The 22,514-nt window shown below is 61.6% G+C and carries 20 protein-coding genes; 8 read left to right on the top strand and 12 right to left on the bottom strand.

All coding sequences use genetic code 11. The features are described from left to right. The 4 genes from VIW95_RS03195 to VIW95_RS03210 all read left to right on the top strand — a co-directional run. Positions 1–235 (top strand): hypothetical protein (locus VIW95_RS03195; RefSeq protein WP_331583965.1); only part of this gene is annotated, 235 nt, incomplete at its 5' end. Positions 236–282: 47 nt separating this feature from the next. After that, positions 283–864 carry a hypothetical protein gene (locus VIW95_RS03200; protein ID WP_331583966.1) on the top strand — a complete coding sequence of 194 codons (582 nt, stop codon included), beginning with the start codon at positions 283–285 and terminating at the stop codon, positions 862–864. A 21-nt stretch (positions 865–885) separates the two neighbouring features. Next, positions 886–1,818, top strand: coding sequence for a diacylglycerol kinase family protein (locus tag VIW95_RS03205; protein WP_331583984.1), 933 nt, complete (start codon positions 886–888; stop codon positions 1,816–1,818). Positions 1,819–1,964: 146 nt separating this feature from the next. Beyond that, on the top strand, positions 1,965–3,785 hold the full coding sequence (locus tag VIW95_RS03210) for an ABC transporter ATP-binding protein (RefSeq protein ID WP_331583967.1): 1,821 nt from the start codon (positions 1,965–1,967) through the stop codon (positions 3,783–3,785). A gap of 100 nt (positions 3,786–3,885) precedes the next feature. Here the strand turns inward: VIW95_RS03210 and VIW95_RS03215 are convergent, their stop codons facing one another. The 8 genes from VIW95_RS03215 to VIW95_RS03250 all read right to left on the bottom strand — a co-directional run bounded on the left by VIW95_RS03215 (position 3,886) and on the right by VIW95_RS03250 (position 11,724). Beyond that, positions 3,886–5,301 (bottom strand): amino acid permease, encoded by a 1,416-nt coding sequence (locus tag VIW95_RS03215; RefSeq protein ID WP_331583968.1) that lies wholly within the window; start codon positions 5,299–5,301, stop codon positions 3,886–3,888. A 23-nt stretch (positions 5,302–5,324) separates the two neighbouring features. Next, positions 5,325–6,107 carry an SDR family NAD(P)-dependent oxidoreductase gene (locus VIW95_RS03220; RefSeq protein ID WP_331583969.1) on the bottom strand — a complete coding sequence of 261 codons (783 nt, stop codon included), beginning with the start codon at positions 6,105–6,107 and terminating at the stop codon, positions 5,325–5,327. Next, positions 6,107–7,153: a low-specificity L-threonine aldolase gene (ltaE, locus tag VIW95_RS03225; protein WP_331583970.1), complete on the bottom strand. Its 1,047-nt coding sequence runs from the start codon at positions 7,151–7,153 to the stop codon at positions 6,107–6,109. The genes VIW95_RS03220 and ltaE overlap by 1 nt, the downstream gene beginning before the upstream one ends. 22 nt (positions 7,154–7,175) lie before the next feature. Then, a complete protein-coding gene (locus tag VIW95_RS03230) occupies positions 7,176–8,189 on the bottom strand; it encodes a hypothetical protein (protein WP_331583971.1) in 1,014 nt (337 codons plus the stop codon). An 84-nt stretch (positions 8,190–8,273) separates the two neighbouring features. Next, positions 8,274–9,140: a CbbQ/NirQ/NorQ/GpvN family protein gene (locus VIW95_RS03235; protein WP_331583972.1), complete on the bottom strand. Its 867-nt coding sequence runs from the start codon at positions 9,138–9,140 to the stop codon at positions 8,274–8,276. Between the two features lie 95 nt (positions 9,141–9,235). Continuing rightward, the gene (gene cysS / locus VIW95_RS03240; RefSeq protein WP_331583973.1) at positions 9,236–10,663 is read right to left on the bottom strand and encodes a cysteine--tRNA ligase; all 1,428 of its coding nucleotides are present in this window, start codon (positions 10,661–10,663) and stop codon (positions 9,236–9,238) included. Positions 10,664–10,743: 80 nt separating this feature from the next. Continuing rightward, entirely contained in the window at positions 10,744–11,172 is a 429-nt protein-coding gene (locus tag VIW95_RS03245) for a DUF393 domain-containing protein (RefSeq protein WP_331583974.1), read from the bottom strand. A gap of 36 nt (positions 11,173–11,208) precedes the next feature. Then, on the bottom strand, positions 11,209–11,724 hold the full coding sequence (locus tag VIW95_RS03250; RefSeq protein ID WP_331583975.1) for an alpha-isopropylmalate synthase regulatory domain-containing protein: 516 nt from the start codon (positions 11,722–11,724) through the stop codon (positions 11,209–11,211). 228 nt (positions 11,725–11,952) lie between these two features. On the opposite strand from VIW95_RS03250, the gene VIW95_RS03255 reads away from it, so the two are divergent. Continuing rightward, the gene (locus VIW95_RS03255; RefSeq protein ID WP_331583976.1) at positions 11,953–13,956 is read left to right on the top strand and encodes a lytic transglycosylase domain-containing protein; all 2,004 of its coding nucleotides are present in this window, start codon (positions 11,953–11,955) and stop codon (positions 13,954–13,956) included. Positions 13,957–14,035: 79 nt separating this feature from the next. On the opposite strand, the gene VIW95_RS03260 is transcribed toward VIW95_RS03255, so the two are convergent. The 4 genes from VIW95_RS03260 to VIW95_RS03275 all read right to left on the bottom strand — a co-directional run bounded on the left by VIW95_RS03260 (position 14,036) and on the right by VIW95_RS03275 (position 18,749). After that, positions 14,036–16,744 carry a right-handed parallel beta-helix repeat-containing protein gene (locus tag VIW95_RS03260; protein WP_331583977.1) on the bottom strand — a complete coding sequence of 903 codons (2,709 nt, stop codon included), beginning with the start codon at positions 16,742–16,744 and terminating at the stop codon, positions 14,036–14,038. A 135-nt stretch (positions 16,745–16,879) separates the two neighbouring features. Next, the gene (gene fabG / locus VIW95_RS03265) at positions 16,880–17,626 is read right to left on the bottom strand and encodes a 3-oxoacyl-[acyl-carrier-protein] reductase (protein ID WP_331583978.1); all 747 of its coding nucleotides are present in this window, start codon (positions 17,624–17,626) and stop codon (positions 16,880–16,882) included. Positions 17,627–17,642: 16 nt separating this feature from the next. Continuing rightward, positions 17,643–18,218 (bottom strand): hypothetical protein, encoded by a 576-nt coding sequence (locus VIW95_RS03270; protein ID WP_331583979.1) that lies wholly within the window; start codon positions 18,216–18,218, stop codon positions 17,643–17,645. Between the two features lie 99 nt (positions 18,219–18,317). Continuing rightward, a complete protein-coding gene (locus tag VIW95_RS03275) occupies positions 18,318–18,749 on the bottom strand; it encodes an iron-sulfur cluster assembly accessory protein (RefSeq protein ID WP_331583980.1) in 432 nt (143 codons plus the stop codon). Positions 18,750–18,894: 145 nt separating this feature from the next. Here VIW95_RS03275 and queG point away from each other — a divergent pair, with 145 nt between their 5' ends. The 3 genes from queG to VIW95_RS03290 all read left to right on the top strand — a co-directional run bounded on the left by queG (position 18,895) and on the right by VIW95_RS03290 (position 22,353). Beyond that, on the top strand, positions 18,895–20,019 hold the full coding sequence (gene queG / locus VIW95_RS03280) for a tRNA epoxyqueuosine(34) reductase QueG (RefSeq protein WP_331583981.1): 1,125 nt from the start codon (positions 18,895–18,897) through the stop codon (positions 20,017–20,019). A 69-nt stretch (positions 20,020–20,088) separates the two neighbouring features. Further along, on the top strand, positions 20,089–20,913 hold the full coding sequence (locus VIW95_RS03285) for a SirB1 family protein (protein ID WP_331583982.1): 825 nt from the start codon (positions 20,089–20,091) through the stop codon (positions 20,911–20,913). Positions 20,914–20,928: 15 nt separating this feature from the next. Beyond that, positions 20,929–22,353, top strand: coding sequence for a LutB/LldF family L-lactate oxidation iron-sulfur protein (locus VIW95_RS03290; RefSeq protein WP_331583983.1), 1,425 nt, complete (start codon positions 20,929–20,931; stop codon positions 22,351–22,353). The last annotated feature ends 161 nt before the right edge of the window (positions 22,354–22,514 follow it).

The raw sequence follows: 22,514 nt of genomic DNA on the forward strand, positions 1-22,514 counted from the left end.
CTGGCTGAAGGTGCATCGCGAGGAGCCGCCGAAGATCTCGCCGCTGCCGGAGTTCTACCGGCAGACACAGGCGGCGTACAAAGTGCTGGCGTCGGCGGGTGGCGGCTCGATGAAGTCGCTGACCAAGGACGCGCACATCAACCAGCAGGTGCTGATCCTCGCCTTCGGCGACCAATGGCAGTCGCAGGTCGCGTCGTTCGGGCGTGGGTTGAGCGGTAGCGGTTCGACTCCGTAAATATTTGCGCCCGGTCAATCGTCTATTATGATGATGACCGGGACGTTATGAAAAATCTCAAGATCCTCAGCGCGGTCGCCCTTGCGGCCGCGCTCTTTTTTCCGCTGAATGCAACGCTGGCACACGCCTATGATTTGCAGCATGCGCGCGCACAAAAAGATTTGACGCCAGCGCTACAGCAGTCGCTCGAGGACAAACTCTCGGACGTGACCGGTCCCTACTTTGATGAGCAGGATCAAAAGAAAGCTAAGGGCCAGGTGTACATCGACCTCCTGCAGAAATTCGAATACTTGCCGACCTACGGCCCGCACAATCACCTGGTCGTGAGCTGCAAGCTCGGCGGCGTCGAATACAATCCCGTTAAACCGGGGACGGCCAAGGGCCTTGCCACCGGCAACCTGAAGTACCTGGTCTTCACTTACGCGCTCGAGAACCGGCAGTGGGTGTCGGTTTCAAAGCCCAAGTGGGAAACGCAGAACCTCGGCGCGGCAGGCGCGGCGCAGATGAGGCAGAACCTCGCCCACGGCGAGCAGCGCAAAGCCGCGATGGAAAAAACCGCGCAGACCCATGCAGCCGCCGCCGCAGCGGCCGCAGCCGCTCAGAGAGCAGCCGACCGCGCCGGACAGTAGCGCACGAAAACTTGCGTCATCATCTACAATCCCCATGCGGGGAAGCTGAAGAGCAGAGGCTCTGAACGGCTTGAACGCGCCGGGCGTATTCTCACAGAGGCAGGCTACGTAGCCACCCTGGTCCCTACTTCCGGTCCGGGTGCTGCCGTCGCCCTGGCGCGCGGCTGGGTCGCCGATGGTGTTGGTTTGATCGTAGCCGCGGGCGGAGACGGCACTATCAACGAAGTCGCCGAAGGAATGGTGCACTCTGCGGTGCCTCTCGGAATCCTGCCTGCCGGTACAGCCAACGTGCTTGCGATGGAAACCGGTATGAGTTCCAACCTGGACACGGCAGCCCGCGATCTCCTCACTTACACACCGGAACGGATTTCGGTGGGCCGCCTCGATTTCAACAACGGCAGCCCAGCCAGGCGGCATTTCCTCCTGATGGCGGGCATCGGGCTCGACGCCCGCATTATCTACAACCTCAGCGCGCCGCTGAAGACCAATCTGGGCAAGATCGCCTACTGGATAGCTGCTTTCAGCCTCATGGGCCGCCGCTTGGAAGAGTTTTCGGTAAAAATTGACGACCACGACTACCGCTGCTCGTTCGCACTCGTGAGCAAGGTGCGGAACTATGGCGGCGATCTGGAGATCGCGCGCGATACTTCGCTGTTCGATGACCAATTCGAGGTGGTGCTGCTCGAGGGGCAAAATTCGGTGCGCTATTTGCGGTACTTCGCCGGCGTAGTGAGGAACCGCCTGCAAGGCATGCAAGGGGTGCGCATCCTGCGCACTCGTAAACTCCACGTCTCTCCGGTCCGGGATGCTCGCGTCTACATGCAGGTTGATGGAGAATACGCGGGCCATCTTCCCGGCTCCGTCGAGATAGTAAGAGATGCGATTACATTGCTGCTGCCACCGCTCTATAAACGACGAGTCAAACTCACCGGTTCGCGCCTGAATACGATTTAGTGCCGCGGCTATGCGGCGCTTGCCCTGCGCGGCCAACAGTGTGATACGTTGGTTTGATTCAGCTACCGAACTCGGGAGAGCGAAAATGACAACGTCCATGTCCATTCAGAGAGCGGTTTTAACCCATCAGAAGGACAAGGTGTTTCATGCGAACGCTACATTCCCGGGATTCGGGGCGCGTAGGCGCCGATAAAATAAAACTGGCCGAGCGAGCCGCGACTCGATTCGCGGGCTCACGAGCCAGAAAGTTCCTTTCATACTACAGGCCATATCGAGGGCTGCTTCTCGCAGACCTTCTCTGCGCCGTCATCATATCGGCGGCGGCATTGCTGCTGCCGGTCTGCGCGAATTTCATCACCAAGAACCTGCTGGTAAAGGAGGGCGCGCCCGGCGCGCTCCACAAGATCTACGGCTTGGGCGTGGTCATGCTCGCGCTGGTCGCACTCCAGGCCGTATGCACGTTGTTCGTCGATTTTCAGGGACACGTGATGGGCGCGAAGATGGAACGCGACATGCGCCGAGAGCTGTTCGAGCATTACCAGAAATTATCGTTCAGCTTTTACGACCGGCAGCGAACCGGGCAGCTCATGGCTCGGATCACCAACGATCTATTCACACTGGCCGAGCTTTATCATCACGGACCGGAGGATCTCGCGATCGCGGCCCTGGAACTGACCGGGGTGCTGGTCATCCTCGCGCATATCGACCGGACGCTCACGCTGATCGTGCTGTGCTTTCTGCCCGCGATGTTGCTCTTCGCGCTGCATTTCAGTCGTCGCATGATTGCCGCACTCAGATTGAGCAAAGACCGCATCAGCGACATCAATGCGCGCGTCGAGGATTCGCTCGCCGGGATCCGGGTGGTTAAAACCTTTACCAACGAAGCGTTCGAGACCGCGCGCTTCAACTTTGAGAATGATCGCTTTCTCGCGAGCAGGAGCGAGGGCTACCGGAGCGAGGCATGGTTCTCCGGCGGAATGGCCGCGTTCACACAGCTCGTCACCATTGCCGTGATCGTGTTCGGCGCGGCAGGCATCGCGCGGGGAGCGCTCGACCTCGCCGACCTGCTTACCTTCCTGATGTGTGTAGCGGTGCTGGTTGACCCAATCCGCCGAATGGTGAATCTCGCGCGGCTCTACCAGGAAGGGAGCACCGGTTTTGACCGGTTCTTTGAGATGCTGCAGATGGAGCGGGACATGCCCGACCAAGCGGGCGCCGCGGAGCTGACGCAGGTGCGTGGAGAAATAACCTTCCGCAACGTAAGCTTCCGATACGCGTGCGACTCGCCCTTCGTGCTGAAGGACTTATCTCTGGTGATAAGAGCCGGCGAGTTGGTCGCGCTGGTAGGCGCTTCGGGCGTCGGCAAGACCACGCTCTGCTCGCTAATCCCGCGCTTCTATGACGCGACCGAGGGCGACATCTTAATCGATGGCAAGAACGTACGAGATGTCCGGCCGCGTTCCTTGCGGCGAAATATCGGCATCGTGCAGCAAGACGTGTATTTGTTCGCAGGAACGGTCGCGGAGAATCTCCGCTATGGCAAGCCCGACGCGAGCCTCGACGAGATCATCGAGGCCGCGAAACAGGCGCATGCGCACGACTTCATCATGGCGCTGCCGAACAGATACGATTCGGAGATCGGCGAACGCGGCGTGAAGCTGTCGGGCGGGCAAAAGCAGCGGCTCAGCATCGCCCGCGTCTTTCTCAAAAACCCGCCAATCCTGATTTTCGACGAGGCGACCAGCGCGCTCGACAATGAAAGCGAACGAGCGGTGCAGGAGTCTCTGCACCGGCTCGCGCGCAATCGGACGACGCTGATCATTGCGCACAGGCTATCGACGGTCAGGAACGCGGCCAGAATTGTAGTGCTGACGGAGGATGGGATCGCCGAAGAAGGCAGGCATTCTGAGCTGGTCTCGTCGGGCGGCGCCTATGCGCGACTCTACAACACTCAGGCAAGCATCTGAGGCAGCATGTGCGGCGCAATACACAATCGCGCCGCACAATTGTCCCTCGACCTAACCCTCTCCCCTCGTGGGGCGAGGGAATAGGAGCGGAGGGTGCCCGTTAACTTCCTGACGCGGCGGCCTTATCGACGACGTTGTGCTGCACTTTGCTGTGGAAGCGGCCGTAGCTGAAATAGATGACGAGACCGATCACCAGCCACACGAAAAAACGAATCCACGTTACGACCGGCAGACTCGCCATCAGGTAGAGGCAGAAGACGACGCCCAGGATGGGCACCAACGGCACCAGCGGCGTGCGGAACGGACGTTTCAGATCCGGCTCGACGCGTCGCAGAATCCACACGCCGAAGCAGACGAGGACGAAGGCGAACAGCGTGCCTATATTCGTCAGCTCGGCGATTTCCTGGATCGGCAGGAACGCCGCCGTGATTCCAACTGCGAATCCGGTCAGCGTCGTCGGTATGTACGGCGTGCGATACTTCGGATGTATCTTGCTGAAGGCAGGCGGCAGCAGGCCGTCGCGCGACACCGCGAAAAATACCCGCGACTGCCCGAGCATCAGCACCAGCAGCACCGAAGTCAGGCCGGCAACCGCGCCGAGCGAGATAAATCCGGACAACGCATGCATCCCGCGCAGCACGAAGGCCGACGCCAGCGGCGCGTTCACATCGATCAGGTGCGCCGGCACCATCCCGGTCAATACGCCGGCGACCAGTATGTAGAGAAGAGTGCATACAAACAGCGAGCCGAGGATGCCGAGCGGCAGGTCGCGATTCGGCTCGACGACCTCTTCCGCCGCCGTCGAGACTGCGTCGAATCCGATGTACGCAAAGAAAATCACGGCCGCTCCCTTCATCACTCCGGACCATCCCATCGGCGCGAATGGACTCCAGTTCGCCGGCCTGACGAAGAACGCGCCGACGATAATCACGGCGGCGATCACGACGAGTTTGATCCCGACGATGATCGAATTGATTCGCGCGCTCTCCGAGATGCCGATGTACAGCACGTAGGTGATCAGCATCACGATGAGCAGCGCGGGCAGATTGATGACCGCGCCGGGAACAGAGCCGGGTGCGTTGGTTATTGCGATGGGCAAATGAATCCCCAGCCCGTGCAAAATGACGGTGAGGTAGCCCGACCATCCTACCGCGACGGCGGCCGCGCCGACCGCGTATTCGAGCACGAGGTCCCATCCGATGATCCAGCCGACCAGCTCGCCCATCGTCGCGTACGAATATGAATACGCGCTGCCGGCGACGGGGATCATCGCGGCGAACTCCGCGTAACACAGCGCAGCCATCGCGCACGCGAATCCCGACACCACGAATGACAACACAATCGCGGGGCCGGCGTATCGCGCGGCGGCGACGCCGGTCAGCACGAAAATTCCCGCACCGACGATCGCGCCGATTCCCAACAGCGTGAGATCGAGCGCTCCCAGAGCCCGTTTGAGTCCGCCCGAGCGCGACTCCGCCTCCGCCATCAAGGCGGCAGCCGGCTTGCGCCGGAACATTTGCGCTCTTAGCCCGGTGCCGTTCACCACGCCTGGTATCCGCCGTCCACCGAAATCACGGAACCCGTAACGTAGCTTGAAGCGGGACTGGCAAGGAAGATCACTGCGCCGCGAATCTCATGCGGGAGGCCGAGCCGCTTCATCGGCGTGAACGCTTCCATCCGCTCCTTGTTCGCCGGTTTTGCGATTCCGCCTTCGGTTGCCTCGGTAGGAATCCATCCGGGCGCGATCGCGTTGACCAGAATTCCGTAGCCGGCCCATTCGACGGCGAGCTGGCGCGTCAGATTCGCCAACGCCGCCTTGGTCGCCGCGTATGCCGACAGCCGGTACACCGAACTCGCAACCGACGCGTAGATCGAAACCATGTTGATGATCCGCCCGGGCTGTTTGGTCTCGATAAGGCGGCGCGCGACGCGCTGCGCGAGCATCATGGGCGCGGTCAGATTCACCGCGATTGCTTCGTCCCATGCCTCGCGCTTGAAACTCTCGGCACGCCCGGTGGGCGACACGCCCGCGTTGTTCACCAGGATGTCGACGTCGCCAATCGCGGCGGACGTTTCGGCCATGACGCGATCGAGGTCGGGGTCGCGCGTCACGTCGGCGCCGATTCCAACAGCCTTGACGCCGTGCGCCTTTGCCAAATCTGCTGCGATTTGCGTGACGCGGTCTTTGCGTCGCGCGACGAGTGCAACGTCGGCGCCCGCGATCGCCAGAGCCTTCGCGCATTCGACTCCCAGCCCGGACGACGCGCCGGTGACGAGTCCGCGATGTCCGCGCAAAGAAAAAATCGAATCGAGTGAATCCATCAGTCGCCGAAAACTTCGCCGGCGGCTTGCGCAGCCGCGGCGACCGCTCGATCGATATCGGCGCGCGAAATTCCATTGTGAGTCACCGCGCGGAACGAGGTCGCCTCGCGCGGCGAGATGAGCACGCCGCGCTCCTTCATCGCCGCGGCGAAGCGGCCAGATGCGTCCGCGTCGCCGTCCACGTCGAAGACGACCATGTTGGTGCGATTTTTAACCGCCCGCACGTTTAGTCCGGCGACCAGCGCGAATCCCTGCGCCAGCGCGCGCGCATTCTGATGATCCTCGGCCAGCCGATCGACCATGGTGGTCAGCGCGACGATTCCGGCCGCCGCGATTATTCCCGCCTGCCGCATTCCGCCGCCGAGCACTTTGCGCGTTCGATGCGCACGAGCGATAAACTCGCGGCTGCCGCACAAGAGCGAGCCGATTGGACATCCGAGGCCTTTCGACAGACAGAACGACACCGTGTCCGTGTGACTCGCGATTTCCTTCGGCGTCGTCTCGAGCGCGAGCCCCGCGTTGAAGATCCGGGCACCGTCGAGATGCAAGGGAATTTTTCTGCGATGCGCCGCCGCCGAGACCTCGGCCATGTGCGACAGCTTGATCGGCGCGCCACCGCATCGGTTGTGCGTGTTCTCAATCACCACCACCGACGGCTGCGCGAAATGATCATCGGCCGGCGTCCCAAGCTCGCGCGCGAGTTCGTGCGTGTCGAGCTCGCCGTCTTCGGTGTTGGCAACGGTGGTCAGCACGATGCCTCCCAGAGCCGACGCGCCGCCCGCTTCGTAAAGATTTGTGTGCGACTGCGAGCCGACTATTGCCTTGGTGCCGCGCGGGCAGTGGGTCAGCATCGCGGCCAGGTTGCCCATCGTGCCGCTCGGCACGAGCAGCGCTGCGTCCTTGCCCATCATCGACGCCGCCATCGCCTCGAGCCGGTTGACGCTAGGGTCTTCGCCGTAAACATCGTCACCCAGCTCGGCGCGCGCGATCGCCTCGCGCATCTCGGGCGTCGGCAAGGTAACGGTGTCGCTGCGCAGATCGATCAAGACGCGATGCCGTCGGGCAGGTTTACTGCCCCGGAGGAAAGAGCGTGGTGACGTTTCCGCTGCTCGTATCGACAACCTCGACGGCGTTTTCGGTGGTGTCCGAGAAGTAAAGTTGCTTGCCGTCGCTGGTGAGCGCGCAACCGGAGCCGATGTGGCCGTTGACGAGCGTCAGCTTGGTCACGGTTTTGGCAGCGAGATCGATCTTGCGAACCGAATGATTGTCGGCGTCGAGCACGTACAGAAATGCGCCGTCGGTGCATATCGCACCTGGGTTGTTGAACTGCGCCTCGTTCGCGGGGCCGTCTTTGTCGCCTTCCTCGCCGGTGCCCGCGAGCGTGCTGGTCTGCAGCGACGAGAGATCGATCATGCGGATCACGTCATTGCCGGTATCCGCGACGTAGATCGCTTTCTTGTCGACTGCGACTCCGCGAGGGCCGGCGAACAGCGACTTGTCGGCGCCGCCCTCAGTCTTGCCCGACGTGCCCGACTGTCCGGCGATCGTCTTGACCTTGAAGTCGGCGAGCGTGATGCGCCTGATCGAGTTGTTGCCGCTGTCGGCCACGTAGAGCGAGGTGCCGTCGGTCGCGATCTGCGTCGGCAGGTTGAAGTGCGCGGCAGAGCCGGTGCCGTCCTCGGTGCCCGCGATATTCGCCGTCCCCGCAACGGTGGTAACCGTCCCACTGACGCTGACCTGGCGGATGTCAGAATTGTTGGTGTCGCAAAGATAGAGATTCTGCCCGTTGATCGTCATGCCATCAGGGCTGTTGAAGCGAGCCGAATCGCCGGTGCCGTCGTTGCTGCCTTGCTGGAACAGCTTGCCGGCAACGATTCGCAGCGACTTCGACGCCGGGTCGATCGCCTCGACTGTATTGTTGCGGCTGTTCGCGACGTACACCGCGCGCCCGTCGGTCGCCAGCCCGGCCGGAAAATCCAGCCGCGGTCCGGTCTGCGACTGAACCCCGGCGGACAAGTCCTGCGCGCGCGCGGATGAGCCTGCGGTGACCATCGCGAGCGTTGCGGCCACAGCCAGGAGCATTTTGAACTTTGCGGAAACCCTCATTTACGCGACCTCGCTGAGTTGTAGGTGTTATTCGCGCCGCTTCACGAATCTTGCCGCAACTTATGGAAAGATCGCTTTGACTACTTCGTCGATCGCGCGCTTGCTGTCCGCTTCGTCGGTGAGCGACCAGGTGACCGCGACCGTCGCCGCGCGCCGTGGCGCAATCCCCTGGCGGATCAGTTCGCCGGCGTAGATCAGTAGGCGGGTCGAGACGCCCTCTTCCAATCCCGACGCCTTCAGATGGCGCACCTTCTCCCCCAGCACCGCGAGTTGGTGCGCGATATCCTGCTCGACGCCCGCCTCGTGCGCGATAATCTCGACTTCCTTGTCGGCTGGCGGATAGGTGAACTCGATCGTAACGAAGCGTTGGCGGGTCGAGTGCTTCAAATTTTTCTGGATGCTCTGGTAGCCGGGATTGTACGAAATCACCAGCAGAAATCCCTCGTGCGCCTCGATCGTCTCACCGCGCTTTTCGATTGGCAGAATGCGCCGGTGATCCGACAACGGATGTATCAGCACGGTCGTGTCCTTGCGGGCCTCGACCACTTCGTCGAGATAGCAAATCGCGCCGCGCCGCACCGCCTGCGTCAATGGGCCGTCAACCCAGACCGTCTCGTCGGCCTGTATAAGGAAACGTCCGACCAGGTCGCTGCCCGTGAGATCCTCGTGGCACGCGACTGTGATCAGCTCGTTGGGGCCGTTGGCGAGCGACGACAATTGATGCGCCATGTGCTCGACGAAGCGCGTCTTGCCGCATCCGGTCGGACCCTTGAGCAGCAGCGGGAGTCGCGCTTTGTAGGCGGCGGTGAATATTTCCACTTCGTCGCCAATCGGCAGGTAGAACGGTGCCGCGGCCGGGTCGAGATGCTTTACCTCGGGACCCTCGGCCTGCAGCCTGGTGTCGAACTTCTTTAACTCAATCCCCATCGGTTCCTTCTGGGCAGACTATTCGATGCGTCAAGCCGCGATTCTAAGAGACTTTCGCGCAAGCATTCAAGGCGAATCTGCGGGCCGAAATCCCGTCAGGAGCGGCGCTGGTAAGTCGCGGTGCCGTCGCGATTGTCCTTGACCTCGTAGCCGCGCCGCTCGATTTCCTTGCGCAACTCGTCGGCGAGGATGAAGTCCTTCGCCTTGCGCGCCGCCGTTCGATTGTCGATCAGTTGCTGCACGTCCGGCTCGATCGAGCTCGTGCGCGCAGACTCGCGATGCTTTTGCAAATCGAGTCCGAGCATCGTGTCGAGCATCACCAGCGTTGGCCATGCGCGAAAATCCTTGCGCCGGTATGCTTCCGCGATCAGTTCCAGAGCCACCGCGAGCGCCTGCGGGGTGTTCAGATCGTTGTTGATTGCGTCGTGAAACCGCTCGTAGTATTCCGCTGCCCATCCCGCCGCCTCGACGCCATCGGCCGCCGCATCGTCGGGCACGCTGCGGGCGAACTCGCGAAAATAATCGAGATTGCTCTGCGACGCGCGAATCGAATCGTCGTTGAATGCAATCTCGGAACGGTATTTCGCGCCGTAACAGAAAATCCGGAACGCCAGCGGATCGATTCCCGCCGCCGCTAGATCGCTCAGCAGCGGGAACTTGCCCGCGCTCTTGCTGATCTTGGTCCCCTCCTTGCCGAGCAGGAACGCATTGTGCACGAAGTACCGCGCGAACGCTTTGTGCGTGGCGCTTTCCGACTGCGCGATTTCGTTCTCGTGATGCACCGGGATGTGGTCGATGCCGCCGGTGTGGATGTCGATAGTCTCGCCCAGATATTTCATCGCCATCGCGGAGCACTCGATATGCCATCCGGGGTAGCCGCGCCCCCACGGACTGTCCCATTGCATCAGATGGTCGGGCTGGCCGAGTACCCACAGCGTGAAATCGTGCGGGCTGCGCTTGTCGGCAGAATGCTCGAGGCGCTGCGCAGCGTTCTGCTCGTCGAGGCTCTGGCGCGAGAGCCTGCCGAGACGGTTCTCTCCGCGATACCGCTCTACGTCGAAGTACACGCCGCTTTTGGTGACGTAGGCAACGCCGGCGTCGATGATTCTTTTCGTGAGCGCGATCATATCGCCGACGTGATCCGTCGCGCGCGACAACACGTCCGGCGGCTCGAGATTCAGCGCCGCGCAATCGCGCTGGAACTGTTCGAGATAATAATTTGCGACTTCGAGTGGCGATTTACCCTGCGCGCGTGCGGTCTTCTCGACTTTGTCCTCGCCGGCGTCCTCGTCGCTCGTCAGGTGCCCGACATCCGTCACGTTCATCACATGGCGCACCTGGTAGCCGTTGAACTCCAGCGTGCGGCGAATGCTGTCAACGAAGACGTAGGCGCGGAGATTGCCAAGATGCTGCGGCAAATAGACCGTCGGGCCGCAAGAATAGAGCGTGACCTCGGGCGGATTCTGCGGCTGGAACTCCTCGACCGCGCGGTTCAGAGAATTGAAAATGTAGAATGGTTTCACGAGTGCAGGCGTCAAGCTTAGCAGGGGCGACCCCTGCACCCAATGTTAAAACAGAGTTGCGAGACTTCGTGAAGAGCCAGCTATCGATCTGCGGCTGGCTGCCCCTTCAACCGGCCGCGCGAGTCGCGGGCACAGCGCGACGCCGCGATCCGCTTGTACTGCCGGTCCGCGACCCACGCGTAGCCCGGAATGTACCACAGGTACGCGAGGTAGCCCTTGAGGCCCTTCTGCCGCCGGAGGATTTCGTTGATCGCTCGCGCGCCGCGATACACACGCCCGTTCTCGTCCACCGCGTGCAATTCTTCGAGCACGTTCTCGAGCTTTAATTCGGGAAATTTCGCGCGCACTTCTTCCTGATGAAGATCGAGCGGCTCCATTTTTCCCGAGTTGTCGAACTGGCGGATTCCATCGAGACTCGCGCGGCACATCTCGCAGGATCCGTCGTACAGGATCGCGAGCTTGCCCGCCGATGCCTTGCCGACGCTCGCCGCTTGCCCGTCTGCGCTCATGGATTAACCATCGCCCGCATCAACGCTTCGCCACAATCAGCGATTCGACAACCTTGGATTCGCGTTGATTCGGCGCAGACGCGCATTCTCCTGGACGATTCGCCATTCGTAACCGTCGAGCAGCGACGCCCATGCCGACTCGATGGTGTTCGACGATTTCGCCAGTGTCGTCCACACCAGATCGCCGTCGGCAAATTTCTTCACTGACACGACGTCGGCCTCGGTCGAGGCGCCGGTCGCGTGCTGGTAGGTTTCGATCACTTTCACCGGCTCGAGGTACGGAAAATATTTGAGCAGGGCCTTGCGCAGCGCCACGTCGAGCGCATGCAACACGCCGACGCCCGATGCGGCCTCGGTTTCCTCGACATCGCCGATGCGGATTATGAGCGTCGCATCGACCGTCATCCGGCCCTCGTTAACGTCGTCGATCACACGCCGCCGCACGATTTCGAACGGCGGATGGTAGCCGCTGATCGCACGCAGCTTCGCCAGTTCGCGCGACGCCTGAGGCGGTTCCGCTTCGTAAAAGTCTGCCTGACGTTCAGTACTCATCGGGCTTACCCAGAATTTCCGGTGATTGTTCTAGAATTGATTATCATAACCGCGGCGACCGCTTTCAAGGACAAACAGAGTTGCCATAATAGTTGACTCGTGACAGCAGTGCGTGCGCGAGCGAGTCGCCTTGGTAACCAAAACCACCAATTCATGAATATACCCGACCGATCTGACTGCTCTTCTCGATTGTTCCACTCCCCTCGAAGGAAGAGATCCGCGGTAAGGTTGTGGATAATCGTCGCAGCGATCGCGGCCATTTTCGCTGCAACTCCCGCGGGCGCGGCGCAGGTCCACATTCCGATGACCATCGACTACCTCACTCTGCGCGAGGCGCTCAAGCGCAAACTTTACACCGCGCCCGGGGGACGCGCTCAGCTTTGGAACGGCCTCGACGAGTGCCAGTTTCTCTATGCTGAAAATCCCGAGTTCTCGCGCGCGACTGCGGGCGGCGCTGCAACGGTAAAACTCGAGACCGCCAACAGTCTCGGGCTCGGCGTCGCGATGGGCTCGCAATGCGTTGGCGCCATCCAGTGGAGCGGCATCGTCGAGGCACTCGGCGTCCCGTACATCGCGCCGGGCCTCCAACTCAAATTTCATTTCACCGATTTGAATGTCTATGACGCGGCGCATCAGAAGTCGCAGATCGTCAGCCAGGGCTTCGACCTGATCAAGGGCTATCTGATTCCGCGGCTCAACGATTTTTCTTACGATCTGAATCCCTCAGTTAAGCAGCTGGCCGCGATGGTTACCGATTCGATTCCTGCCGACGCCGCGGACCGCCTCCGCACCGCAATCGCGAGTCTCACCGCCGAGCCGAATATCGTCGCGCTCGACGACGGCGTCCGCGTCACGCTCGTGATGACGGTCCCCGACGTGCCTGCTCCTGCCGCGAATCCCGGCGCGGCCTCGACCACGCCGGCCGAACTCAAAGCCTTCCAGGACACGCTCGATCAGTGGGATGCGTTCCTGGTTTTCTCGATCGAGCAGCTTGGCGATTCGGTCGGCGACCAGCAGTTCCGCGAGCAGTTGCTGCAAATCCTGCTCGATAGCCGCTACCGCCTCGTGCAGGCGCTGAATAATCCGTCGGCTGCCGCCGGACCCGATCCGGTACGCCTTATATTCCTCGACGAATGGACGCAGTTGCACGACGCGGTGCGCGCGGCCGCGCGGCGCGGGATGCTCGGCACGCACGCGCTCGAATTCATGTCGTTCATCTCGGCCGGCGACGCGCTGTTTGCGCTCGACCAGGCCGCGCCCGCGCTCGGCATGCGCATCTCGGCGGCCGACCTTCGCCGCCTCGCGCACATCATGGCGCCGGGCGCGACCGGCGATCCGCTTCAATTCAACTACGGCGAAGATCGCGACATGAAGAAACTTTTTTCAGTGCCCGAGCCGCCGCGGAGTCGCCACCCGATCGAAGAGGAGGACGTGCCGCCATCGGCACCCGCCGCGCCCGTGAACCCTGCGAATCCAGCGCCGTCGCACGGACCCAGTGCGCGATTGTCCCCCTTCCATCGATGGGCCCGAAAAGAGGGGTTAGGGGTTAGGTTGCTTGGGGTCTTCTCCATCGCCGATGCGGACGCTGCCGAAGATGCCGGGCACCTGCAGATAAACCGCCTGCAGGATGTCGCTGACCGCCTCTACCGTCTCGTCGCCAACGAAGAAAATGCTGACGCCTATCGCCACGACATGGGCCTGCTGCTCAATCTCAGCGCTGCCTACCAACTCAGCCAGGTCACCGCTGGTATGGACGCCCTCGATACCGACAACGGCCGCGTTTATGTCACGCTGGTGTCGAGCACCGCGTGGCAGGAAAGCTGCTGGCGGCAATTCGTGATGGTCGGCGATCGCGTCCGATGGCTCGAGTCCGCCACTGGCGACATCGGCCTGATGCAGGTGAACAAGCACGTCTGGCGGGGATTCTACGACATCGAGCGGTTAAAATGGGACGTGCTCTACAATGCAGGTGCTGGATGCGAGATCCTCGCGCGCATGATGCAGTTCGCTGCCATCTCGCAACCGAAGTTCGACCCGGTGCTGATTTCGAGCCATCTGGCGCGCTCGGCGTACGCCGGCTACAACGGCGGCCCGGGCGCGTGCAATCGATGGCGCCGGCGCGAACCGCCAGCGCTCAAGCAAATCGACGCGAGTTTTTTTGAGAGATACCGCGCGGTAGAAAGCGGAACACAAATCGACATCCTGAACTGCGCGCACTCCTGGCGCCACTGATCCTTTTTTCTGCGATTGTTCCCCTTTTCTCGAGCAGGAAGGGGAACAAGAAAAAAGGTCCTTGATCGATTCCGCGATGCTACTGCGGACTCAACAGGATGTTGCAGCTCGATGACGCGTTTCCGGAGCCCGTTCCACTGGAAAAAGCATCGGCAAAAACCTCGACGACAATTTCGTAGCATCCTGCGGTCAAAGGCAGGCTCATCGAGATTGGAACGTTTTGGCCATTGGTGACCTGCTCGTTGACGATGAAGCTCGACGTCGTGAGGTTTTCGATGCTCACAACTCCCGTGGCAGAGATGTTACCCATATCCTCACTCGCGCCCGCCTGTACCGAACCGCTCAGCGCATAGGTCGTGTCCGACGCGATGCAAAAATCAACTTTGAAATTCGTATCACCCTGGTTCTCCGCACTGCACATAGGAGTTGCCCCGGGACACAACGAGAGGTCCGCGGCGGCGGCGGCGGATTCATCGGCGGAAATCGTCGAGCCGTTGGCCTGGGAGCTCTGCGAGGCCGATGCCGAACCCGATATATCGACATTCGTATCGCTCACGCTGACGCTGTTGGTGAATGAGGCCGTCGAAACCGCGACTGCCTGCATAGTCTGAACCGGGTTGGGTGTTGCGCCAGGGTTGTTCAAATCGACAAAGCCCGACACCGATTCGGAAATGCCCGTGAGCGAATATATGGCCGTCGATGTGGCGGTCGGAGTCGCCGTCCCGAGCGTCGTTGCGGTAGCAGTCGCGGTGGGAGTGATGCTGGCGGTTGAGGTGATCGTCGCGGTCGTCGTGGCGGTTACCGAAGGCGTCGGGGTGGCGGAGGTGGTCGTCGTGGCGGTCACCGATGGCGTCGGGGTGGCAGAGGTGGTCGTCGTGGCCGTTACCGATGGCGTCGAGGTTGCGGTAGCGGTCGCTGTTGCGGTCACGGATGGGGTCGCGGTCGGCGTCGGCGTGCGCGTACTGACACCTTTACCCTTGAGCGCAATCTTGTGGCTGCTTTTCTTCGATTGATCCGTGAACGTCAGATTTCCAGTGAAGCTCTTGCCCGCCGCCAGTGGAGCAAAGCTCACGCCGAGCTGGCACATTCCGCCCGGCGGCACTCCGGCCACGCAGCCATCGCTTGCCATGCTGAAGAATTGTCCGGCGACCTGCGGGTTCGTCACGAGATCGTTCGTCTTGCTCTTGTTGTGCAACGTAACGAATTTGATTGGAGCATTTCCGGTACCGACGGTTCCGAAGCTCAGCGATTTCGGCGAGATGGTAAGTTTGATCGGCGGCGGCTTGGGAGTCGCCGTGGCGGTCGGAGTCGAGGTCGTAGTTGCGGTCGCGGTCGCAGTATCGGTCGCGGTCGCCGTCACTGTCGCAGTTGCCGTCGAGGTGTCGGTCGCGGTCGCAGTATTGGTCGCGGTCGCCGTCAATGTCGCAGTTGCTGTCGAGGTGTCGGTCGCGGTCGCGGAGGCGGTCGGCGTGGCGGTCGCCGTGGCGGTTGAAGTGGCGGAGATAGTCGGCGTCGCCGTAGCCGTCGCGGTGGCCGTCGTTGTGTCGGTCGCGGTGGCGGTGGTGGTGGGCGATGCGCTCAAGGTCGCGGTTGCCGTGACGGTTGGCGTGGCGCTCGCGGTCGGCGTCGCGGTGGCGTCGATCGATTCGAACGCGCCGATGTCGCATGCGCCGCTGCTATCGGCAGGATCGGGCCGCGGATCGCCACGCTGATCGGTCGCGGGACAATTCTTAATCGGGACTGCGTTCACCGCCGGGCTGGTCGGCTGTAATGCGATCGTGTCGGTCGGCCCGCCATTATTCTGCAGGCCGTTGATATCCAGCAGTGGGTTGACACTGTCGCCGATGGTATCGCCGTTGGCAGCGGGGGTGTTCCCAAAGGCGCACGAACTATCGTCGGAGATATTGTCGCCGCCGTTCCCGATGACGCCGGCGTTGGGCACACCACAGTTCGCCCCGGTGCTGCCCGCGAGAATCGAATTCGTCACCTGAAACGTGGTGTTGTTGGCCAGGACCGCCGCGCCGGCACCCGAAACGCCCGCGTTATTGCCCGAGAAAGTGCTGCTGGTCACGGTCCCAAGGTGGTCGCTGTGGATGGCGCCGCCTCCGGCTGAAACATTGCCTGAAAAAGTGCAGTTGGTAACGCTCAGCGTGCCGGCGGCGGCATTGAAGATGGCGCCGCCAGCGGTCGTGGCCGTGTTCCCGAGAAAGGTGGAGTTCATGACGGTCAGCGTGCCGCTGTTGTTGACGCCGCCGCCAGCGGTCATGGCGCTGTTCCCAAGAAAGGTGGAGTTCATGACGGTCAGCGCGCTGCTGTTATTGACGCCACCGCCACTTGCGCTCGTTAGGCCGTGGGCAATTGTCAGGTTGTTGAGGGTGAGCGTGCCGGAGGAGTTGGTGAAGATGGGATTCGCGCTGCCACCGTCGATTGTGATCGTTTGGATGCCGCCATCGATTTCGAGAGTGTGCAGAATCGAGGGGAGTCCGCTCCCGAGCGCGATCGTCCCGCTGAGGTTGAAGGTAATCGTGTCGTTGCCGGTGCCGGCCGCGCAATCGCCCATGGTCGTATCGGCCTCCGCGTTGGCGTTGGAAATCGCCTCGCGCAGGCTGCACAGATGATCGGCGGGCGTTCCCGGATCGAGCAGCGAATTGACGGTTATCGTGTTGGTGCTCGCGTGAAGCGAATGTCCAACCGTCAGGATGACAACGGCCACAATCAGAAGAGCGAGCGCGGCCAGCACCGACAGCTTCACCATTCCATTGGCAAAATATCGGATTGCCGCCGGCAAACGAGCACCTCTCCCCACCCGAGTAATTCCGCGCGGCGCGGCATGTTTTGTCAAGCGGAATTACGGTTTGGCGAGGAATTTTTACCGGACAGATCGTTTTGCACTTCAAAAGGTGCGAAAGTACAGGGTTGCAGACTACATCGCGAGGCCGCCGTCCACCTGGATTACTGCGCCTGTTATGTAAGACGCCGCGTCAGTGAGCAGGAATGCGGCAATAGGCACTACGTCCTGGACTTTGCCGAAGCGGCCGAGCGGAATCATTGCTAGTGCTTGTGTTCGATTCTCGTCGGGCAGCGATGCGGTCATGTCGGTTTCTATGAATCCCAGTGCTAGAGCGTTGACGCGGACACCTAGCCGCCCTACTTCTTTCGCGACTGACTTTGTAAGACCTATGAGTCCCGCCTTGGCCGCCGAATAGTTCGCTTGGCCGGGGAGTCCTATAAGACCGCTGACCGAGGTGATATTGAGGATCGAGCCGCGCTTCGCCTTCATCATCATGAACGCGGCCGCGCGCGCGAAATTGAACGCACCGGTCAGATTGACCCGGATGACCTCGTTCCAGTCCTCTTCCGACATCATCACGAACACTTTATCGCGCGTCATACCGGCGTTGTTGACCAACCCGTCGATTTGCCCGAATTCCTTCTTGGTTGCGTTCACCATCTCGCGCACGGCCTTTAGATCGCCGACATCAACCTTGTAGGAGAGCGCCTTGACGCCGAGTTTTTCGATTTCGTCCTTGAGCGCAGCCGCGGGCCCATCGCTCTTGACGTAGTTGAATGACACATTGGCGCCGCGCCGCGCGACTTCAAGCGCGATCGCGCGCCCTATTCCGCGCGTCGCACCGGTGACGATAACTCCGCGCCCTTCGAGATCTTTCATCTTGAGCTCCTGAACTTCACTCCGCGTCAGCCGCGGCCATCTCGCGTTCGAGCGTCGGCCGGTACTGAGCGATGTACGACAGATAGTTGTATCCAAAGGCGCGCTCAAGCTCGGCGTCGTACTTCGGCGGCTCGGCGCCAAGATCTTTCGCGAGCCACGTCAGCACCATCCACTCCTCGGAGCGGGGCGCCTTGCGCAGCGCGTCGCGCCGGAGCATCACCTGCATAGGCTTGACACCCGCCAGATGCGCCAGCAGCGGGATCATTTCGCTCTCGTTGTTGGTCATCTCGTCGCGCGCGAACATATTCACCGAATAGAGGAGCATGGTGGCGATACACGCCGCCACCGTCTCTGGCGTCGCGCGCTCGCAATACATCTTAAGCGGACCCTTGGGCGAGAGCGCATAGGCGAGGAAGTCAGCGTTCGCGTCGACAATCATCGAGATAAACTGAATCGCGCGCGGCGATCCCGCCTCCGCCAATCGCGCGCGCGTCGCATCGAGTGCCGGCTTCGCCAGCCGCCGCATGAAGCGCCGGCGTGCCGGTGACAGCCAGTAGATCAATCCAGCCAGCATCATCGATCCGTCTAACACCACTCTTCTGAAAAGAAAAAGGCCGCCCCTTTCGGAGCGGCCTCGCAAATCTATCTTTTCCGGTTCCCCTCGCCAGAAGGGAGAGGGGTTAGAGAGAGGTTACGCGCTGAACGACGATCCGCAACCGCAGGTGCGGCTCGCGCGCGGATTGTCGAAGCGGAATCCCGCGCCGTGCAGTCCTTCGACGTAGTCGAGCGTCGTGCCCGCAATATACGGCAGTGAAATCTCGTCGACTAATACCAGCACGCCGCCGAAATCCGTCACCCGGTCGCCTTCCTTTTGCGTGTCGAAGTTCAACGAATATTGAAACCCGGAGCATCCGCCCCCGACCACGCCGATTCGCATCCCATGGTCGGCCCCGAGGCCTTCCTTCGCGCGCATCTTGCGCACCATCTCGATCGCAGTCGGCGTCAGCTTAACGTCGGGGAGCGACGCGGTGTCGATTGGCTGGACGGGCGCCTGCTGCTCGGCATGTTCGTGTTCATGCTCATGACCGTGCCCGTGATGCTCAATATTAAGTCCGTCGGCCATTTTTGCTACCAACCTCCAATCAGAAGCGCTTACCTGTCGATCATGCGCTCTACCAAGAAATTAATCGTAGCCCAATAGTCGAGTCAATGCATCCACAATTAATCGCGCAAAAACCCCTTCTGGATGCTAGGGTTTTACCATCGTCATGGACTTTCTGCGAGAAACTTTGACCCGCGCCGCGCACGAACAAGGTTTCGTGCTGGTTGGATTTGCGCGGCTGCGTCCGCTGAGCACGCGCGAGGACTTTTACCGCCAATGGCTCTCCGAGGGCGGCAACGCGTCGATGACTTATCTCGCGAAAGATCCCGAACTCCGGTTCGACCCGCACCGCCTCGACGCGCGCTACAACTCCGTCGTGAGCCTGGGCTACCCGTACGCGGCACGCGCGACGCCCAGCGTCGATTGGCGCGGCGAGATGCGCGGCAGAATCGCGGCGTACGCGCTCGGCCGCGACTATCACGACGTCGTCAAGAAGCGGGCGCGCGCGGTAGGCGACGTGATCCGGCAAATCCGACCCGGCTCGATCACGCGCACGTACGTGGACACCGGGCCGGTCTTCGAGCGCGAATGGGCGTCGGATTCGCGCATCGGATGGTTCGGCAAAAATACGATGATTCTGAATCGCGAGCACGGTTCCTATTTTTTTCTCGCCGAGATTTTCACCGACGTGGAATTCGAGGCGACGACCGAACCTTATCGCGACCATTGCGGGACCTGCCGGCGATGCCTCGATCTGTGTCCGACCGGTGCGCTCGCCGACGGCTACGTAATGCGCTCGGATCTCTGCATCTCGTATCAGACGATCGAAAATCGCGGCGCAATTCCGCGGGAGCTGCGCGCCAAGCTCGGCAACTGGATCTTCGGCTGCGACATTTGCAACGATGTCTGTCCGTGGAACGATGACCACGGCTCTGGCGAGCGTGCGTATGATCAAGACGCAGACGATCTACTGCCGCGTTTGCCTGAGTTGCTGGCGCTCAGCGAAGAAGATTTCGGCCGCCGCTTCACAGTGAGCGCGGTCAAGCGCGCCAAGCGGCGCGGGCTGCTGCGCAACGTAGCGGTCGCGCTCGGCAACACGCGAAACCCTGACGCGATTGCGCCGCTCACGCGCTCGATGGAAGCCGAATCCGAGCCGTTGATCCGCTCGCACGCCGCATGGGCACTCGGCGAGATCGGCGGAAGCGCGGCGCGGCGCGCACTCGAGCGAGCGCTGCGCGACCGCGACACCGCGGTGCGCAGAGAAGCCGCGGCGGCGCTCGAAACAAACTGAACAAACCGGTCGCGAGCGCTTGTCAAAGCATCGGCGCAAAGCAACACTGTTACGAACGGTGGCCACGCGATGAACGATGCACGACGAGAATTTGCGACGCTGGCGGCGAAGGAGCCGGTGCCACTGGCGCGCGGCGCGCTGCTGATCGCGAAGGAGGAGTATCCCAACCTCGACATCGACGAGTATCTCGACAAGCTGGCGACGCTGGCGCGCGAGGCCGAACCGATCGTCCGCGCCGGCGAGGACACCGTCGAGCGCGTTCAATTGCTCTCGCATTTTCTGTTCGAGCTGAAGGGCTTCGACGGCAACGCCGAGAATTACAACGACCCGCGCAACTCATTTCTGAACGACGTGCTCAATCGGCGGCTCGGACTGCCAATCACGCTTTCGGTGGTCTATCTCGAAGTCGGCCGCCGGCTCGGAATAAATCTGTACGGCGTCTCGTTCCCCAATCATTTCCTGGTCAAAGCGGTGGACGAACGCGGCGAGCTGATTATCGATCCGTTCGTCGGTGGCAAGATTCTCGCGCTCGATGAGATCCGCGCGCGCCTGACGCAAATCTACGGACAGCCGGTCGAGCTGAATCCGGCGATGCTGAAGGCGCGCGGCGCACGTCACATCCTGGCGCGCATTCTGCGCAACCTGAAGATCATCTACATGGGCGGGTCGGACTGGACCCGAGCGCTGTCTGCGCTCGACCGTATCATCATGCTCGAGCCGCGCTCGCTCGACGAGCTGGTCGAACGCGGCGGGCTGTTCGAGCGCCTGGAATGCTTCAAACCGGCGCTCGACGACTACCAGAGTTTTCTTTCGCAGGCGCCCGATCATCCTGCGGCCGAGGCGGCGCGCGAAGCGGTGCTGAGACTTATCCGTCAGGTCGCGCTCATAAATTGATCCGCGACGTTCTAGATGGCTGAAATTCCGAAAGCCCACGATTTTTTCGAGTCGAGCAGCGCCGCCGTCGGCGACCATGAATTGCGGCGCAAGCTCGAAAACGCCAGCGCGCGCCATCTCGATCACTTCGCGCAAGTCAAGGCGGAGTTTCCGCCCTATGACGACGAGCGCGACGCAGCGCATCGAATCAAGACCGACGCGATTGCGCATCTGGACGAATTGCTGATCGAATTGACGTCGAAGCTCGAAGAGCGCAGTTGCAAGGTGTTCTTCGCCGAGAATGCTGCGCAGGCGCGCGACTATATCGTTGCACTCGCCAAGGCCAAGGGCGCCAGCAACGTCGTCAAGGGCAAGTCGATGACGACCGAGGAAATCGATCTCAACGACGCGCTCGCGAAGGCTGGCATCAACGCGGTCGAAACGGACCTCGGCGAATACATCGTGCAGCTTCGGGGCGAGCGCCCGTCGCATATCATCACGCCCGCGATTCATCTGTCGAAGGAAGACATCGGGCGGCTCTTCACCGACAAGTTCGGCATCGAGTACACCGCCGAGCCCGAGAAACTCACGGCCGAAGCGCGTTCGCGACTGCGCTCGATTTTTCTCGCGGCGGATTTCGGCGTCACCGGCGTCAACTTTGCGATCGCGGAAACCGGCACGCTGATCGTCGTCGAGAACGAAGGCAACGGCCGGCTGTCGAGCACGATGCCGGAGACGTTCGTCGCGGTGATGGGAATCGAGAAGGTGATCCCGCGGCTCGCAGACCTCAGCCATTTTTTGGAAATACTCGCGCGCACTGCGACCGGGCAGAAGCTCACGACCTATACCAGTTTCATGACAGGCCCGCGGCGCGAAGGCGAGCTCGACGGGCCGGGGGAGATGCACGTCGTCATCCTCGACAACGGGCGCAGCTCGATGCTCGCGGATCCGGTTCTGCGCGAGGCGTTGAATTGCATCCGATGCGGCGCGTGCCTGAACGTGTGCCCGATTTATCGGCGCATCGGCGGTCACGCGTACGGCTCGGTGTATCCAGGGCCGATCGGCTCGATCGTCAGTCCGAATCTTTTCGGCAGCGCGGCAGGCTACCTGCCGTTCGCATCGACGCTGTGCGGCGCATGCAAGGACATCTGCCCCGTGAAGATCGACATCCCGCGAATCCTGCTCCATCTGCGCTGGAAGGAGAGCACCGGCAAGCATCCGCTAAAATGGCCGCGCGCGATCGAGCGGGCGCGCCGGGGGGCGCGACGGTTTGCGAAGACCGCGCGCTATCCGCGGACCGCTCGAGCGATTGGAAAACTCGCCGCGATAGTGCTGAAACCATTCGCACACAATGGTTACCTGCGCCGGATGCCTGGACCGTTCGGCAACTGGACCAAGTATCGCAACTTTCCGCGGCCACGGCCGCATAAGCGCCCGGAACCGGAGCGCCCGCCGAGCTGAACTTTGGCCGAGCCGCACAAAATAATTGCCAGCGTAAAGAACGCGCTTGGCACCGGCGTGCGAAGCAACTCGCACGACGCTGCTGCGACCCCGGCGGTGCCGGTGGCACAATCAGCGCAGCGCGCAGAGCTCGCATCGACCTTCGCGCGCGAGCTCGAAGA

This window comes from Binatus sp. (SeqCode), from assembly GCF_036522015.1.
GTDB lineage: Bacteria > Desulfobacterota > Binatia > Binatales > Binataceae > Binatus.

Coding starts and splice junctions, on each gene's coding strand:
- VIW95_RS03200 (WP_331583966.1), top strand. CDS start 283: ATGAAAAATCTCAAGATCCTCAGCGCGGTCGCCCTTGCGGCCGCGCTC.
- VIW95_RS03210 (WP_331583967.1), top strand. CDS start 1,965: ATGCGAACGCTACATTCCCGGGATTCGGGGCGCGTAGGCGCCGATAAA.
- VIW95_RS03215 (WP_331583968.1), bottom strand. CDS start 5,301: ATGTTCCGGCGCAAGCCGGCTGCCGCCTTGATGGCGGAGGCGGAGTCG.
- VIW95_RS03220 (WP_331583969.1), bottom strand. CDS start 6,107: ATGGATTCACTCGATTCGATTTTTTCTTTGCGCGGACATCGCGGACTC.
- VIW95_RS03230 (WP_331583971.1), bottom strand. CDS start 8,189: ATGCTCCTGGCTGTGGCCGCAACGCTCGCGATGGTCACCGCAGGCTCA.
- VIW95_RS03235 (WP_331583972.1), bottom strand. CDS start 9,140: ATGGGGATTGAGTTAAAGAAGTTCGACACCAGGCTGCAGGCCGAGGGT.
- VIW95_RS03245 (WP_331583974.1), bottom strand. CDS start 11,172: ATGAGCGCAGACGGGCAAGCGGCGAGCGTCGGCAAGGCATCGGCGGGC.
- VIW95_RS03250 (WP_331583975.1), bottom strand. CDS start 11,724: ATGAGTACTGAACGTCAGGCAGACTTTTACGAAGCGGAACCGCCTCAG.
- fabG (WP_331583978.1), bottom strand. CDS start 17,626: ATGAAAGATCTCGAAGGGCGCGGAGTTATCGTCACCGGTGCGACGCGC.
- VIW95_RS03275 (WP_331583980.1), bottom strand. CDS start 18,749: ATGGCCGACGGACTTAATATTGAGCATCACGGGCACGGTCATGAGCAT.
- queG (WP_331583981.1), top strand. CDS start 18,895: ATGGACTTTCTGCGAGAAACTTTGACCCGCGCCGCGCACGAACAAGGT.
- VIW95_RS03285 (WP_331583982.1), top strand. CDS start 20,089: ATGAACGATGCACGACGAGAATTTGCGACGCTGGCGGCGAAGGAGCCG.
- VIW95_RS03290 (WP_331583983.1), top strand. CDS start 20,929: ATGGCTGAAATTCCGAAAGCCCACGATTTTTTCGAGTCGAGCAGCGCC.